At 62.0% G+C, this 15736-nt stretch carries 17 protein-coding genes; 10 read left to right on the forward strand and 7 right to left on the reverse strand.

The features are described 5' to 3' along the window. Positions 1 to 14: 14 nt before the first annotated feature. Genes LRQ04_RS02935 through LRQ04_RS02945 form a run of 3 tightly spaced genes read right to left on the reverse strand, consistent with a single transcriptional unit; the run spans position 15 to position 2981 of the window. Positions 15 to 1169: an LLM class flavin-dependent oxidoreductase gene (locus tag LRQ04_RS02935; RefSeq protein WP_235517543.1), complete on the reverse strand. Its 1155-nt coding sequence runs from the start codon at positions 1167 to 1169 to the stop codon at positions 15 to 17. 19 nt (positions 1170 to 1188) lie between these two features. Continuing rightward, entirely contained in the window at positions 1189 to 1848 is a 660-nt protein-coding gene (locus LRQ04_RS02940) for a methionine ABC transporter permease (RefSeq protein ID WP_235517544.1), read from the reverse strand. Beyond that, on the reverse strand, positions 1848 to 2981 hold the full coding sequence (locus tag LRQ04_RS02945; protein ID WP_235517545.1) for a methionine ABC transporter ATP-binding protein: 1134 nt from the start codon (positions 2979 to 2981) through the stop codon (positions 1848 to 1850). Before LRQ04_RS02945 ends, LRQ04_RS02940 begins: the two co-directional genes overlap by 1 nt. A 188-nt stretch (positions 2982 to 3169) precedes the next feature. Here LRQ04_RS02945 and LRQ04_RS02950 point away from each other — a divergent pair, with 188 nt between their 5' ends. Genes LRQ04_RS02950 through LRQ04_RS02960 form a run of 3 tightly spaced genes read left to right on the forward strand, consistent with a single transcriptional unit; the run spans position 3170 to position 5996 of the window. Beyond that, the gene (locus tag LRQ04_RS02950) at positions 3170 to 4054 is read left to right on the forward strand and encodes a MetQ/NlpA family ABC transporter substrate-binding protein (RefSeq protein WP_235517552.1); all 885 of its coding nucleotides are present in this window, start codon (positions 3170 to 3172) and stop codon (positions 4052 to 4054) included. Between the two features lie 56 nt (positions 4055 to 4110). Continuing rightward, positions 4111 to 5460, forward strand: coding sequence for an LLM class flavin-dependent oxidoreductase (locus LRQ04_RS02955; RefSeq protein WP_235517554.1), 1350 nt, complete (start codon positions 4111 to 4113; stop codon positions 5458 to 5460). Beyond that, complete coding sequence (locus tag LRQ04_RS02960; protein WP_235517556.1) at positions 5457 to 5996, forward strand: GNAT family N-acetyltransferase; 540 nt, start codon at positions 5457 to 5459, stop codon at positions 5994 to 5996. Before LRQ04_RS02955 ends, LRQ04_RS02960 begins: the two co-directional genes overlap by 4 nt. Positions 5997 to 6095: 99 nt before the next feature. On the opposite strand, the gene LRQ04_RS02965 is transcribed toward LRQ04_RS02960, so the two are convergent. The 3 genes from LRQ04_RS02965 to LRQ04_RS02975 form a co-directional block, all read right to left on the reverse strand. Beyond that, positions 6096 to 6818, reverse strand: coding sequence for a zeta toxin family protein (locus LRQ04_RS02965; RefSeq protein ID WP_235517558.1), 723 nt, complete (start codon positions 6816 to 6818; stop codon positions 6096 to 6098). 79 nt (positions 6819 to 6897) lie between these two features. Then, positions 6898 to 7335, reverse strand: a complete 438-nt coding sequence (locus LRQ04_RS02970) for a hypothetical protein (protein ID WP_235517559.1) — start codon at positions 7333 to 7335, stop codon at positions 6898 to 6900. A gap of 74 nt (positions 7336 to 7409) precedes the next feature. Then, entirely contained in the window at positions 7410 to 7706 is a 297-nt protein-coding gene (locus LRQ04_RS02975) for a hypothetical protein (RefSeq protein ID WP_235517563.1), read from the reverse strand. Between the two features lie 466 nt (positions 7707 to 8172). On the opposite strand from LRQ04_RS02975, the gene LRQ04_RS02980 reads away from it, so the two are divergent. The 4 genes from LRQ04_RS02980 (at position 8173) to LRQ04_RS02995 (ending at position 10857) form a co-directional block, all read left to right on the forward strand. Then, entirely contained in the window at positions 8173 to 9003 is an 831-nt protein-coding gene (locus tag LRQ04_RS02980) for an oxidoreductase (RefSeq protein WP_235517566.1), read from the forward strand. A gap of 180 nt (positions 9004 to 9183) precedes the next feature. Continuing rightward, the gene (locus LRQ04_RS02985) at positions 9184 to 9354 is read left to right on the forward strand and encodes a hypothetical protein (protein WP_186313584.1); all 171 of its coding nucleotides are present in this window, start codon (positions 9184 to 9186) and stop codon (positions 9352 to 9354) included. A gap of 186 nt (positions 9355 to 9540) precedes the next feature. Beyond that, entirely contained in the window at positions 9541 to 10671 is a 1131-nt protein-coding gene (locus LRQ04_RS02990; protein ID WP_235517567.1) for a glycosyltransferase family 2 protein, read from the forward strand. Between the two features lie 6 nt (positions 10672 to 10677). Next, a complete protein-coding gene (locus LRQ04_RS02995; protein WP_211713326.1) occupies positions 10678 to 10857 on the forward strand; it encodes a hypothetical protein in 180 nt (59 codons plus the stop codon). An 85-nt stretch (positions 10858 to 10942) separates the two neighbouring features. Here the strand turns inward: LRQ04_RS02995 and LRQ04_RS03000 are convergent, their stop codons facing one another. Beyond that, positions 10943 to 12268, reverse strand: a complete 1326-nt coding sequence (locus LRQ04_RS03000; RefSeq protein WP_235517569.1) for a hypothetical protein — start codon at positions 12266 to 12268, stop codon at positions 10943 to 10945. Between the two features lie 357 nt (positions 12269 to 12625). Here LRQ04_RS03000 and LRQ04_RS20565 point away from each other — a divergent pair, with 357 nt between their 5' ends. From LRQ04_RS20565 to LRQ04_RS03010, 3 genes are read left to right on the forward strand one after another with little or no spacing between them, the layout of a single operon-like run. After that, a complete protein-coding gene (locus tag LRQ04_RS20565; RefSeq protein ID WP_255773709.1) occupies positions 12626 to 12748 on the forward strand; it encodes a hypothetical protein in 123 nt (40 codons plus the stop codon). After that, positions 12742 to 14358 (forward strand): glycosyltransferase family 39 protein, encoded by a 1617-nt coding sequence (locus LRQ04_RS03005; protein WP_235517571.1) that lies wholly within the window; start codon positions 12742 to 12744, stop codon positions 14356 to 14358. Before LRQ04_RS20565 ends, LRQ04_RS03005 begins: the two co-directional genes overlap by 7 nt. Continuing rightward, positions 14355 to 15689: a glycoside hydrolase family 5 protein gene (locus LRQ04_RS03010; RefSeq protein ID WP_235517573.1), complete on the forward strand. Its 1335-nt coding sequence runs from the start codon at positions 14355 to 14357 to the stop codon at positions 15687 to 15689. The genes LRQ04_RS03005 and LRQ04_RS03010 overlap by 4 nt, the downstream gene beginning before the upstream one ends. Positions 15690 to 15736: the final 47 nt, after the last annotated feature.

Below are 15736 nucleotides of genomic sequence, written 5' to 3' on the forward strand. Positions count from 1 at the left end.
AACGTGAGCGAGGGTCAGTGGCGGAGGAGGCGGGCGCGGGCGTCGGCGTGGGCCGCGCGGAAGGCTTCGGGAGCAACCGAACGCTCCCGGTGCGCCACTTCCTGCTTCAACTGCGGGATCACGCGTTGTCCGAACTCGATGGCGTCCGGGACAAAGTCGTACCCGCGGAGTCCGAAGATCTCGAATCCCAGCTCGTGATAGTCAAGGATCGCTTGGGTGACGGTGTCGTAGGAGCCGACCAACGCCGTCGCGCTTCCTCCACCGCCACCGGCCGCCTTGGCGAGCGCGGTCCAGAGGGCGCGGTCGTGGAGGTCGCCGCGTTCAGCGGCGGCCAGCAGCCGTTGGGTTCCGGCGGCTTCAGCCTTCGCAGTGTAGTGCCGGACGGGGTCGATGACCTCGCCCGCGGAACGCCGGGCCTGGAACCTTCCCAGGATGGCGTGTGCCTTCTCCCATGCGAGTTCATCGGTTGCCGCGACAATCGGCCTGAAGGCAATCTGCCAGCGCAACGGATCAGTCCGCCCCAGGGCAGCGGCCCGTGAAAGGATCTGCTCCTGCTGCCCCGCGGCATCGGCAAGGGGTTCCCCAAACAGGGCGTAGATATCGGCCTCAGCTGCACCCACGGACCAAGCTGCCTCGGAGGATCCACCAAAGGAGATTCCCGGTCGTTTCCCGTTGAAGGGTGCCAACCCCGAAGCGAAGTCCGTGAACTGGTAGTGCTCTCCGTTCCAGTCGAATGAGCCTCCCGACCACGCCCGGCGCACAATCTGCATGTACTCCTGCGTGCGGCCGTACCGGGCATCCTTGGCAACGAAGTCTCCCTCCCGTGCCTGATCCGCTTGGCTGCCGCCGGTGATGAAGTGGACTGTGAGCCGGCCCTGGGCAATGTGGTCCAAGGACAGGAAGGACCGCGCGGCGAACGTCGGGTGCGAAACATTGGGCCGGTGCGCCAACCGCAGTTGGATCCGCTCGGTATTGGCGGCAACCCACGTGGCATGGACGGATGGATCCTGTGTGGCGGAGTTGTAGGCGAACAGGACGTGGTCCCAGTTGTTCTCTTCGTGGATCCGCGCAATCTTCGCAGCATAAGAGGGATCGAAGAAGGGCGTGGTGGCAGGCGAAGTCTCTGTGGAATCGTTGCCGGCGCCCATGCCGAGGAATTCGATAGGCATTAGAAAGTCTCCAAAGACGTTAGCGGCGAAGGATGCGTTGGGCCAGGAAGTTGCCCAGCAACTGCGCGGCCTGCACCATGACGATGATGATCAGGACGGTCACCAGCGTGACTTCCCAGTTGAACTGCTGATAGCCGTACATGATGGCGAAGTTGCCGAGCCCGCCACCACCGATGTACCCGGCCATGGCCGACATGTCTACGATCGCGATGATCATGAACGTGTAGCCCAGGATCAGCGGCGCCAACGACTCGGGAATCACCACGGCCCACAGGATGTGCAGCCTGCTGTCGCCTATGGCCCGGGCAGCTTCCACCACGCCGGGATCGGAGGCCACAAGGTTCTGCTCCACCACGCGACCAATGACGACGCCGGCCATCAACGCCATGGGCAGGATGGCCGCCGTCGTTCCAATGGTGGTACCCATGATGATCAGCGTCAGGGGTGCGATTGCCGTGATGAAGATGATGAACGGAATGGGCCGGATGATGTTGACCAGGAAGTTCAGGGCCGAGAACACGGCCTTGTTTGCGAACAGGTTGCCGGGACGCGTCGCATACAGAGTCACGCCGAGGACCAGTCCGGCCAGCCCGCTGAGCAGGACCGTGATGACCACCATGTAGATGGTCTGTTGGAAGGATTCGCCCAGGACGGGCAGGAGGGTTGTCCAGTCGGTCATCATGCTTCCTTTCCGACGCTGGCAAGGTGCGGCGCGAGACTTTCGGCTGGTGCCGCCGTCGGAAGTTGGCGTTCGACGGCGGTGACCTCGCCCAGTTCGGCGAGGGCGGCGTCAATGGATGCGCCACTTCCGGTGAGCTCGTACGTGAGTGTGCCGAGGATCTTGTTTTGGATTTCGGTGACGCCGCCGAACACCACGCTGGAGCCGACACCGTGGCGCTCGAAGGTGGCCGCAACCAGAGGTGTGGGGGCGGCTTCGGAGATGCCGAGGGACACCAGCAGCCCGGGGTGCGCAGCGGAGAGGCGGCTGACGGTGTCGGGTTCCGGCGTTCCGTGCACGGCCGTGGCCACGAAGCGCTGGGTAGAGCTGCTCTGGGGATCGGCGAAAACGGAATAGGTGGGCCCGGACTCCACCACACGGCCCGATTCCATCATCACCACGGTGTCGCAGATTTCCCGGACCACGTGCATTTCGTGGGTGATCACAACCACGGTGGTTCCGAGTTCTTTGTTGATGCGGCGGAGCAGCCGGAGTACGTCACGGGTGGTTTCGGGATCCAGGGCGCTGGTGGCCTCGTCGGCGAGCAGGATGTCCGGGGCGTTGGCGAGCGCCCGGGCGATGCCCACGCGTTGCTGCTGTCCGCCGGACAGTCGCCGGGGATAGGAGCCTGCTTTGTCGGCGATGCCCACGAATTCGAGGAGCTCATCCACTCGGGGCTTGATCTTGTCCTTGGGCCAGCCGGCCACTTTCAACGGATATGCGACGTTCCCGTAGACGGTGCGGGACTTGAGCAGGTTGAACTGCTGGAAGATCATGCCGATCCCGCTGCGGACGGTGCGCAGCCGGCTTTCGGGGAGGGACGAGATTTCCTGTCCCTTGACGAAGACCTGGCCTTCGGTGGGACGTTCCAGGCCATTGAGCAGGCGCACCAAAGTGGATTTTCCGGCTCCGGAGTACCCGACGATGCCTACCACCGTGCCCTCTTCGATGTCCAAGGTGACGCTATCAACGGCACGCACTGGTTCGGCGCGGTGGCTGCGTTTGCTTCCTTGGACAGGGAACAGCTTGCTGACTCCGCGCAGGGAAACGATCGCGCTCACCGGAGCCTCCTTCTGGGTTGTTTGAATGCCCATTTCAGCAGCGTCGTGGTGCGCTCATCGAACCCAGTGACCCCCTGTGACCTGCGGTTTCTTTCCTTGACGGCGCGCGTCGGAGTGTTGCGAAAGCGTTCGATTCCCACCGGTCACCCTGCCTAGCGTGAGGCAGGGGGAACACCCCGTACCTTTCCATTCGCATCAGACCCTTTGTACGGAGAAGCATCATGAAGAACCGCTTGTTAGTCGCCGCCGTCGGCCTCATCGCCGCCCTATCGCTCTCGGCCTGCGGAGGTGCGTCAAGCGGTTCCACGACCTCTGCGAACACCAAGGTGGTTATCGGCGTCGACGACGGCGCCGAACAACACTGGACCATCCTGAAGAACAAGCTCAAGGACCAAGGCATCGACCTCGAAGTTAAGAACTTCACCGACGGCGCCCAGATCAACACGGCAACCCAGCAGGGACAGGTGGACATCAACCTGTTCCAGCACCTGAAGTACTTGTCGCAGTTCAACGTGAACAGCAACGGCACGCTGGTCCCGGTCGGAGCTACTGCCGTCTACCCGCTGGCGCTGTACTCGGAGAAGTTCAAGTCTGTGCAGGAGCTTCCGGCCGACGCCGAGGTTGCCATCCCCAACAACCCCACCAACCAGGCGCGTGCCCTGCTCAACCTTCAGACAGCAGGCTTGCTGCAGCTCAAGGATGGCGGCAACTCACTCTCCACACCCGCCGAAATCACGTCGAGCAAGATCAAGGTTGTCCCGGTGGACAGCAACCAGACGGTCAATGCGCTCAAGGGCACCACTGAAGCCGCGGTTGTTAACAACACCCAGGCACAGAAGGGCGGACTTGGCGATGACAAGATCATCTTCAAGGAAGACCTCAACTCTGAGTCCCTGGCACCGTACATCAACGGCTTCGTGGTGAAGGCTGATCGCAAGGATGATCCCACCTGGAAGAAGATCGTGGACGCCTATCACACGCCCGAGGTCGAAGCTGCGGTCACCAAGCTCAACGACGGCAACCTGCAGTTCAAGGCTGACTGGACCGCTGCCAAGCTGCAGGAAGTCCTGACCGCCGAAGAAGACGCCATCAAGAAGACCAAGTAGCCGCGTTAGGGTGCCCGCCACACAGCGGGCACCCTCACGGCACCCAGGAACAGGCCATGAACCAGACACTCACCCGTGAACGCCAGCAGATCCATTTCTTCGCCTACCTCGTAGGCACCGGCATCCATTTGGCTTCCTGGCGGCACGAAACGGCCTTTCCGCAGGCCAGCATCGACTTTGAGCACCAGGTAAAGCTCGCCCGGACAGCCGAGGGCGCGAAATTCGACGCGATCTTCCTGGGCGATTCCCTGGCGATCGATGAGACGTCCAACCCGGGCATCCTCAACCGCTTTGACCCCATCGGCCTGGTCACGGCCCTTGGCGCAGTCACCAGAAATATCGGCCTCATCGCCACCTCATCCACGTCCTATGACGAGCCCTTCAATTTCGCCCGGGCTGCCCTCACCGCGGACCACATCAGCGGCGGACGCGTCGGTTGGAACATTGTCACAACCCGGGACCTCACCAACAGCACTGCGGGCAATTTCAGCGCCGATGAGCACTTCGACCACAGTCTCCGCTACCGCCGTGCTGAGGAGTTCGTTGAGGTGACCCAAGGCCTCTGGAATTCCTGGGACAGCGACGCTTTCCTCTATGACAAGGTCAACGGCCGGTTCTTCGACCGCCACAAACTTCGCCGCCTGGACTACAAGGGCGAGTTCTTCAAGGTCGCAGGTCCGCTCAACATCGGCCCCTCCCCACAGCACTCTCCGTTGCTGGCCCAGGCGGGCACTTCGGTGCCAGGACAGCAGTTGGGCGCCCGGTTCGCCAACGCCCTCTTCGCCAGCCATCCCGACATTCCGCAGGCGAGGCAATACCGCGATTCCGTGAGGGCCCAGGCAAGGGCCTTCGGCCGGAATCCCGACGAAATCTACGTCTACCAAGCGATCTCGCCGATAGTCGCAGACACCCGGGACGAGGCCTTGGAACGGATCCGTGAACTGGACAGCCTCATCACGGATCAGCAGGTCCTGGATTTCCTGCAGGAGTATTTCGCAGGCCAGTTGGACTTCACAGGCCTTGGGGCGGACGCCACGGTGGCCCAGTCCGGCATCCTCACCATCGCGCAGCCCCGGACCGATTTCCGTTCCGCCGGCGAACAGATCAGCGGGCGTGAAGACGAGGTCACGCTCAAGGACCTCTACTCAATCCTCACTGGCGACAAGCGGAACCTCGACTTCATCGGCACCCCGCAGCACGTGGCCGACTCCCTGGAGCGATGGCACGCTGAGGGCGCGGCCGACGGCTTCAATCTCATGTTCTCGCTCCTCCCCCAGGACCTGGAGCGCTTCGCCACGGGCGTCATTCCGCTGCTCCAGGAACGCGGCCTCGCGCGCACTGAGTACGCAGGCACCACCTTGAAATCGCATCTGGGACTCGATCCGCAGCCGAAAGGACAACCATGACCACCACACCGACCGTCGACACCGGCACCCACGTGATCCGCCAGGCCCGCCCCGAAGAGTACGACGCCGTGGGGCGGCTGACGTACGAAGGCTTCGGCCATCACCTCCCGGGCGCCAGTCAACCGGACGAACTGCGGCTGGAGCTTTTGCTGGACGCGGCGGCGCGGGCCCGCGAAGGACTCCTGCTGGTCGCCGAGGACCTGGAAACCGGGCGACTGGTGGGCACGGCAAGCCTCCTCCCCTTTGGTTCACGCCTCAGTCGTCAGGCGGAGGAAGGCGAGGTGGAGCTGCGGTTGCTGGCTGTGCACCCGGACGCGCGCAGGACTGGTCTTGGCCAGAAACTCCTGGACGAATCCGCCCGCTTGGCCGCCGCACAGGGAGCGGTGCGCGTAGTGCTGGACACCGCCGTCGATAATGAAAACTCGCAGCGCCTCTACCGCAGGCTGGGGTACGTCCGCCGGCCCGAGCGTGAGAAGGAGCGCCCGGCGCCGAAGGTGCAGCTGGTGGTCTACACGCTGGAGCTCCCGCCGGCATAAGGGAGGCCCCACCGCAAATGCCCGATGGCTGCAGAGTTCGAACTTCTGCGGTCTCTGGCAATCATCAGGGGTTTTGGTTCGACATCGACCGTGGCATGGCTACCTGAAAACCGTTTCAGAAGACAAGGTCACAACCCCTGTTGCAGGATCTACGTCGAACCGGCTTAGCTTACCGGCACCCAGTTCGTCTGCCGCGCGCTCGGCCAGAATCAAGGCGTTGGCCGCGCAAGAAGATTGCCATGAGTGATTTTCGTAGTAACCCTGAATGACCTTTTCGGCAACGAACCTCCCACCGAGGTCAAGATCACGTTGCCTCCCGTGCCACCATCGTGTTCTGGCGCGCTCAGTTGCGACATGCAGAGGAGCCTCAACGTTCACTACTTCCAGGTCCTCGTATCCTGCGCTGAACAACTCGTTGATGTAGACATCGATGAGTGGCCTCCAAGATAGGGTTCCGTCCAAGACGACGTTCTCGCCTGCGCTCAACGCCAACCGCCGTACGACATCCGTGGTCCGCGAAGAAGCTGAATGGATGTGCGCGGCAAGTTCCCGTATGCCGACGGGCTTTCCGTCAGGCAGGACGTGAGTGTGCCTGTATGCCAGCAGACCATTGGCATCCGCATCCCTGAGGAGCAGATCTTTGGCCACATCGGGGTCGATGACGCGATACCTCTGAAGCGCCATCGTCTCTCTTGCCTCCGACTTTCCCGCACCAGGCGGACCAGCCGTGACTACCACCGCATGGCCGCCCGTTGACACATCGTCCTGAAGACGCATGTGTGCCTTCGCGGTGCGCGCTATAGCTAAGTCATCGAAGTACACGGCCAGTTCTGAAGGTGGCGTTTCCAGTGCACCACCTGGAGAAAAGAGTTGGGTAAGAGCGGAATGGACGTCGTCCCGGTCAACGGCCAATTGCCGCCCTTACCTCCTGGAACTCGGTTTCGCTGAGGAGACCCTGGGCCACGGCCACCACTACTTGGTCCCACGTCCCGGGCACACGACCTTCGTTCGGGTATGGTGCATCTTCGCCGAAGGAGTAAGCGAACGCTTTCAGATCAGCCACAAGTTTGTCGCGGGACGTGTCATAGGCGAAGGCGCGGAGGATCACTTCCTCCGGATCGGGGCTCAGGTCTCCGCCTCTGCGTTCGATGGCCTTTAGCAACCGGTGGACTTTGGCCTGGCTTGTCACAAGGATCTCGGCGATATCACGCTGATTGAAGTTCCGATTCGCGACGTTCCGAACCGCCCGAAGCTCATCAAGCAAATCGACCCGCTGTCGAGCCTGACGCTGCAGCGCCTCATGATGCATTGCAGCAAGATTGCTGTCCATGGTGATCATTCGACACCTCCTCTTCTGCTGTCAGCCTACCTTGCTGATTCACCATGAATCAAGAAGGTAGGCTGCTGTAATCGTCACCGATTCCGTGAGGCGTGGTTGTCACGCGCACCGAGGACGACAGCGAAAACGAACGCGACCGCCAACGTCACCAACGTGGGGAAGAGACCCGCCGTGGAAGCCTTTGCCTTGAGCGGGCTAACCGGAGTGAAGAGGTCGGCAAGAACGCAGTAAATAACGCCTGCGATACCCAAAACCATGGGGATATAGAAATCCTTGCCGATCTGCCACAACTGAACGTAGCTGTAAACGGCTAGGGCGGTGGCAATGAGGCTAAATCCGATACGTGCTAACAGAGGCAGCCTACTGAACATGGCCAGAAGACTTGTCGTGTAGAGGGAGGGGCCAAGTGCCACTAGCGCTGAAGACCAGGCGCTGTACTGATCCGCCAGCGATTTGTTGTCTGCAAGAGCATTTGTTGCCAAATGAAGCAGAAAGATAGGTAATGCAAGAGTCGCCACCAGCCCTGCCCCTAGCAGCGTGTACTGGACTACTTTCATCCAAGTCGGCCACTCGTTGTTGTTTCTGTCTGTTCTTGGCACGGTTTCCCCCGATGGTCCATTCCCTTGAGCCACACAACTGAAGCGCCGTGGGCCGATGCAGAATATCAGCACGCACCTGATCACCGTCCCTGCCCTCTGAGCCCGGTTTTCGGCCTGAGCAACAACGAGATCCTCCCGCCGGCCTAAGGGAGGCCCCGGCAGTACCCGGAAGGCCGGGCACTCCCGCAATCCCAGGAGTAGCGTTCCAATGGAATGGTCCCCTAGGAAAAGGAACATCATGACTACCTGGCTCATCACAGGCTGCTCCACCGGACTCGGCAGGGCCCTCGCCCAAGCGGTCCTCGCAAAAGGCGATAACGCCGTCGTCACTGCCCGCAACACGGATTCGCTGCAGGACCTGGCCGCGGAATTCCCGACGACGGCCCTCGCCGTGTCGCTCGACGTCACCGATCAGTCCCAGGTGGACGCGGCGGTTCAGCAGGCAACGGAGCGTTTCGGCGGCGTGGACGTCCTGGTCAACAACGCCGGCTACGGTTACCGTGCAGCCATCGAAGAGGGCGACGACGCCGACGTCCGCACACTGTTCGACACCAACCTGTTCGGCCCGGTCGCCATGATCAAGGCTGTCCTTCCGGGCATGCGCTCCAGGCGAGCGGGAGCGATCGTGAACATCTCCTCCATTGGTGCCCGGATCTGCCCGCCCGGATCGGGGTACTACTCTGCGTCCAAGGCTGCCCTGGAGGGAATCTCGGGTTCGCTGCACAAGGAACTCCAGCCGTTGGGGATCTCCGTCACGGCCGTGGAACCGGGTGGATTCCGAACCGACTTCGCCGGGCGTTCGCTCACCCAGTCGGCCGAGGCAATCGCGGACTACGCTGACACGGCCGGGAAACGCCGTAAGGAAAACGACACTGTCCACGGCACCCAGCCGGGCGATCCGGACAAGGCTGCCCAAGTGATCATCAGCGCAGTCGAAGCCGAGCAGACCCCGGCTTTCCTGTTGCTAGGAGCGGATGCCGTTTATGCCTACGACGCCGTGGAGGAAGCGATGCGCGCTGAGGTTGACCGTTGGCGCGAGCACAGTGCCAGCACCGGTTACACGGAGTAATGAGCAACGTGTAATCGGTCACACTTGGCCGGATTCGCTTGTCAATCGCGGTGCGCAACATGAACCATGAATGAGGGAATTCGTTCCCTTACAAGCTGAATCAGCAATCCTCACCGACGAGGATGCGGCCCCGGGCAAAGAGGCTTGGGGCTGATAACGGCCTGAGTGAAAGTACTGACAATGACGACACATACTGACTCCATCACGCTGAAAATCTGGGACAAGTCGGCCATCGACCACACCATCGATGCCGCCATCCAGTCCCTCTCACACCGCGCCGCCGCCGAAAACTGCGGCATCGCAGTAACCCTTAGCGGACCGAAAACCTTTACGGTCGCCTTGAGCCGCTAAGCAGCCCAAACCAAAACACAAGAGGACGACGCCGGTACTTGCCGGCGTCGTCCTCTTGCGTTTAAGTCCGTCTGGAAGTCCTGAGCAAACCTTGAGTTTTCCTTGACGCTTTGCCTGCGTATTTCTTGCGTTGGCGTTGGAACTCTAAGTGAGTCAACGCTTCAACAAACGAACGGAGGGATCACAATGCTCACGGAAATCACGGTTCGTGCAGACGCACCGGACACGGATGCCTCACCGCGCGGATCCCACCGTGCCGCCGGCGGAGTAGTAACAGTCCTGGTCCCGGCCCACAACGAATCGGCCGGAATCACCGAGACGCTGGTATCTCTGAAGAACCAAACCCGCCGCCCGGACCGCATCATCGTGGTCGCCGATAACTGCACCGATGACACCGAGACTTTGGCGCTTGCCCAGGGCGTTGAGGTCCTGCCAACCGTCGGTAACAAGGACAAGAAGGCCGGTGCCCTGAACTTCGCACTCAGCCAATTGCTTCCGGACGCCGATCCCGAAGACTTGGTGCTGGTCCAGGACGCCGACTCCCAGCTGGCCCTGGACTTCATCGAGAACGCCACCGCCAACCTGCTCAAGGACGATCTGCTCGGCGCCGTTGGTGGCGTGTTCAGCGGTGGTCCCGGCGGCGGTTTTGTGGGCCACCTGCAGCGCAACGAGTACGCCCGCTACGCAAGGGACGTCAAGCGCCTCCACGGCAAATGCCTGGTGGTGACCGGAACGGCCGCACTGTTCAGGGTCAAGACGTTGCGCGATGTGGTCGCAGCCCGTTTGGCGGGCACCTTGCCTCCCGGAAACGGCAAGGGCGGCGTCTACGACACCTCCGTCCTCACCGAAGACAACGAGCTTTCCTTCGCCCTGCTGACCCTCGGGTACCGCATCGCTTCGCCCTCCAATTGCACCCTGGTCACCGAGGTCATGCCCACCTGGCGTGAACTCTGGGCGCAACGGCTCCGCTGGAAGCGGGGCGCTGTGGAGAACTGCGTGCAGTACGGCTGGACCAAGGTAACGCGCGCTTACTGGGGCCGGCAGTTCCTGTCCATGATCGGCGTCGTAGTAACCATCGCCTACTTCGGCTCCATCATTTTTGCTTTGACCACCGGAATGGGCCTGAACCTCCAGCCATTCTGGATCGCAGTCACCGGCATCTTCGTCCTGGAACGCATCGTCACACTGCGTTTCCGCGGCTGGAGGTACATGCTGCTGGCCGCCACCATGTACGAAACCGTCATCGATATCTTCCTCCAGGCCGTTCACGCCAAGGCCTACCTGGATGCAGCCCTCAACCGCAAGAAAGTTTGGTAATCACAGATGTACAACAACCCAGCAGGACCCGCAGCAGGCGCATTCGTAGGTGCCACAGGCTCAGGAACGCTCGCCATGACAGGCGCAGGCGATCTGTTCTGGTTCGCCCTGGCTGCCTTCGCAATGCTCGCCCTGGGCCTCGCCATCAAGAGGATCGTCCCAGTCCGTGCCGAGAAGAAGGCCTAGCCGCTTCTCCCCAAAGCCCAACAGGCCCGCAGGTGTGTCGCTTTCCCCCCAGCGCGACACAACTGCGGGCCCGTTGTTTTAAGACTCAGGCCACAACCGCTGTGCTGGCGGATGTTTTGGCCGCCGTGGTGTAACCAGGGTTGGTGCCTGTGACCTTCACACTCATCGTGTCGGCCTGGTCAGCGCTCACCAGCGTGTAGGTTTTAGCCGTTGCCCCCGAAATCGCCACCCCTGACCGATACCACTGGTACGTCAGGGTGGTTCCTGAGGTCCAGGTGCCCGTATTGGCTGTCAGTGTGGAGCCCACGGTCAACGTGCCAGTGATGGTGGGAACCGGTGCCACCAGGGTGCCTGCGACAACTGTTGCCGTTGGCGCGGACTCCTTGGTTGTTGTTGCGTACCCGGCTTTGGTTCCGGTGACGCGGACAGTCAATTTGGTGCCTTGGTCTGCCGCAGCCAAGACGCGGGTTGCGTTGGTGGCGCCTGCAATCGCCACTCCATTCCTGTACCACTGATACGTCAATGCGGTGCCTGTGGTCCACGTTCCCGGCGCGGCCGTCAACGTTGAACCCACCGCTGCCGTACCGGTCACCGTGGGAGTCGGGGCTGTCAGCGGGATGCCCGGGACAAAGGAGAAATCGCGGATGGTGACGGATTCCGGAGCAACAGCTGCGGCGTTTCCACCGCCACCCCCGGTCACCCAAAGGTTGAAATGGATCTGTTCCTTGGCGGGAACCGGAACCGTGGATCCCTGGAGGACAGTCCTCTTCAGAAGCGGTCCGGTATAGCCCTCGCCCGCGAATGTCTCAAAAGTGATCTTGCCCGGTTCCCACACCATCCTGTGCGTGAGAATCGGGGCATTGGTGACATCGAAGGTGACAGTGTTGTTCCCCTGCCCCGGCGGCTTGGTGGCATCGAACCAGTAGCCATGCCCCTGCGTTACCGGCCAGTTCTCACCGTAAGCCGCTCCGCCACCCCATGCCGATGCTTCGCAAAGATCGATTTCGGTGTACCCGGGTTCCGCTGCGGGGTCGTACGTGAACAGGCAACCCCATACAACTTCCTTCTGCAGGGCGCTGACGTCCTTTTCCACCGTGGTGCTGTAGGTGCCATAGCCAAATCCTTCACGGGTGGACTGGAACTCCGCCCCCTTGGGAGCGGACCCGGTGGGATTGGTGATGGAGAGTTTGACGTACCCGTTGGCGTCAGGATTGCTCACATTGTTGGCGTCCCAGCTGGCGTTGTACATGGGCGCCCCACCCCAAAAACGCTTTTGCCAGTTGAATCCCTTCCACGCAAAACTGCCCACCGGCCCGGGATCATCAGCCATCGGCGTGGTATCCGCGGCACTTGAGGGGCCCATACCCGTGAACATCGATAAACCTACCGCCGCAATGACGGCCAATCCCATTGCTTTTCTTCCCCCATGTGGAAGGAGCTTCACTGACAATGCCATAGCTGTGTCCTCCTGCTGATGCGCCCAGAAATGCCTCCGGCAATTGCCCGAGGCCGCCGTGACGTTCCACCCCCGAGGAACGTGCAACTCCTCGATTATCGATTAGGCAGGGTCCTGTCGGAAGCGAAATGGGCCAGCAAAATCGGCACTACTACATCAATTGGATAACGGCGGGACGTCGCACTACCTCTGGCGCTGCATTCCGGGGCGACTCCGGCCGCGTCACGATCACTCGTTTGCCTGCACTAACCAAGTGACAGGACACATGCCTTGTCGCAGAAAGACATGGACATTCGATCGGAGACTCATCCAATGACAAGCCGCAGCGGCACCGCTGAGCCCGGACCGGTTTTGCCCAACGCAGCCCCGGGTGAGCTGTCCTCCGCCGAAGCCAAGACACCGCACATCGGGAACACCCAAGCCCCTACATGCTGACCTCGAGCACAATAATTCCCGGGCATCCCACGAACGCACAGGACCAATCCGGGACACCCATGCTGCGGGTCCGGATCCGGAAGGAGTCCTGGAGCTCTAAGCTCGCCCGGCATCCTGTGTGGTTTGCCGGGCTGGTGGGTCTGCTTGCCCTGGTATTCCGAGTGACAGGAGTCGAGCGGGCCAACGACGTCTTCATCGACGAGGTGACATACGCCGATCTGGCCAGGCAACTTGCGGCTGGACAGGTACCTTCAACTTCCGGCTCTCCCTTTTTCCTTCATCCTCCCGGCTCCTACGCACTCAATGCCTTGGTTATCCGGATCCTGGGCCTCGATGGGCATCCCATGGACCTGGCACTTCAACTGCGCTGGTTCAACGCCTTCCTGGGCGTGGCCACCGTTGTTGTCTGCTTCATGCTGGTCCGCCGTCTGGTAGGGCTGGGGCCCGCCACCGTGGCCGGCATCATCCTGGCCAGCGACCCCTTCGTGCTCCGAATGGACGGTCGGTTGATGATGGAGACGCCCACTGGCCTGGCGGTCCTGTCCGGCTGGCTCCTGGTCCTGCTGCTGCTCAAGCGTGAACGGACACACACCAGGCTAAGGCTCGAAACAGCAGCAGGATTGGTTTTTGGACTGGCGATCGTCATGAAAGACATGACGGCGATTTTCACCGTGGTCCCATTGCTGGCCGGTGTGCTCTGGCGGCGAACGGTTCCTCCGCTGACTGCACTGCGGATTGTGGGTTGTTCCGTGGTTCCGTACCTCATCTATCTGAGCTTGATCACCGCGGGTGGTTTGCTCCCCCAGTTCCTGGAACAAAAGTCCGTGGGTGTCCTGAGAATGGCCGGCGTGGTGCAAATGACCGGCTTCAATGCCGTCCCTGGTGTCGGCCTGCTGGATCGGCTGATGGTTCTGTTGGGGCGCTTCGGCACAAGCTACGTGCTTCTTGGACTTTCCATCGTGGCCGGCGTGCTGGCCGCCGCCTCGCCGCTGGTGGAACGACGCATTATTGGCTTGTTCTCATTAATCACCGGCCTGGTGGGCGTCTACTCCGTGTTTTTCGGTGCGGCTGAGGAGCAGTTCGGCTATTGCGTGGTGCTGGCGGCCTTGGTTTCAACGCCTGTAGCCACGGTCATGGTGGTGACGTGGCGACCCCGCCTGCGGGGTGCCGTAACCGCCGTCGTCATCCTCATGACAGGCCTGGGCCTGTTTTTGGGTGTTCAGGCAAGGTCAGTGGTTGACGACGGACTGGTCCGTGCGCGGGCCTTCATGACGACGGAGCTGCCTCCGTCCGCGATAGTAGGGCTGACGTCCGTCACGGGTGAGTTCGCACTTTTGCCGCACGAGGGCTGGGAGGTTTTGCCGTCCTTGCAGTCACTGCATGACCGGAACGCGGAGTATGTCCTGACGCAAGGCAGGCAACTGGGCGAAGGGTACGGCTACGCATCACCTGCGTTCCTGGACTGGCTAGAGAAGAATGCCCAGCCCGTCTTCACCTTCTCCGGGCCAACGTCCGGGAACACGGTGGTGTGGAAACTGGATCGCGACAAGCTGGACGCCGCTGTGGCGGGCGGAATGACGCTGCCACCGGTGACCGGGGGTTACCCATGAGGCGCGTTAGCCTCTTGACCTTCCTGGCGTTGATGATCCTGGGCTCAACTGTTGGCTGTTCGGCCGGAACCGGGCGCGTCAGCCCTGCCTCGATGGCTTTCGGCGTCCTGGGCTCCAGCTGTTCCCCGGACCGTCTGGCCGCGCTTCGGACGGTTGGAGTTACCGTAGTGGAGCTGCCACTGGCTTGGGATCGCTACGAGCCAGTGGAAGGCCGGGTGGATTCACGCTACGTCGCTGAGGTGCAGGCACGGTTGGACGCGTGCCGCCAGGCCGGAATGGGAGTGATCCTGTCACCGGGCCTTCACTATGCGCCGAACTGGGTCCGGCGGTTGACCGGCGGTGTCCTGAAGGGCAGCTCCGGAGGCGTAGCCCGCCACGGCGGAGCGGAGCTGATCTTCAGCGCTGCAACCCGGGATGCCGCCCAAAAATATCTGGCCCGCGTCGCATCGGATCTCGGGCTAGAGCACTTCACGGCCATAAGGGTTGGTACGGATGCCAGCGGTGAGCTGGGATATCCGGGACCCGAGGATGGCGGAAATGAACGCGAGTATTGGGCCTTTGGTGACGCTCCCCAACGCGGGATCGGACTGGCCGAAGGCGCGGCACGGTCGCCCATGCCAGGTTGGGTTCCGGGCTCCCGATCGTGGAACGGACGATTGGTAACGCCTGAGCAGGTCCGGAACTGGTGGGACTGGTACACGGGATCAGCTGTGGATGCGGTGGTTTGGCAGGTGGGCGAGTTGCGGAAGCTCGGCTACCAAGGGCTGGTTCACGTTCCGGTGGCCGGCCGGGGCGCCTTGCCTGCCGACGTCGGGAAAGCGGCGGAGGGACGCCTCGATGGCCGCGCCAACCCGGATGGTGCCCTGGAACGCGGCCTTGATTACGTTGCCCAGTTCGCGGTGTTGGCAGCGTTGCCCGGACTGGCTATTGACTTCACTGGTCTGGACGACGTCTCTGATGTGGTGGCAGGGGCAGCCGATCCCCCGCAGGACCACTGCCGCCCGGATGACCAAACCAGAGTGGTCCAGGATGACGTCTCTGAATGGTCGTCCCACAGATACACCAGTGCATTGGCGAGGCGCTCCGGGCTCGGGTTGGTCGGCGAAAATCCCGGCCCTCCAGATGCGCCCTTCACTGGGGGTTCCCCGCTCTCCCACAGCCTTGCCGATCAGTTGCGGCTGGCGCCCGAGTACGCCGCGGAGTGCGGGATGAGCATGTTCCTGTTCGGTTTCGAAGAGGACCTCTTCCGGGGCGAGGGCCACGCCGGAAGGGAGGTGGGCGTAGCGGACTACGGCAGGGCGATCCAGCAGCTCCGGGCAGACGGGCGTTGATGCAGCAATCCTCTAGGGCAACGCATCCGGTAGGCTCGGTTCCTGAC

The organism is Paenarthrobacter sp. AR 02, from assembly GCF_021538675.1.
In the GTDB taxonomy this organism is placed as follows: Bacteria; Actinomycetota; Actinomycetes; order Actinomycetales; family Micrococcaceae; genus Arthrobacter.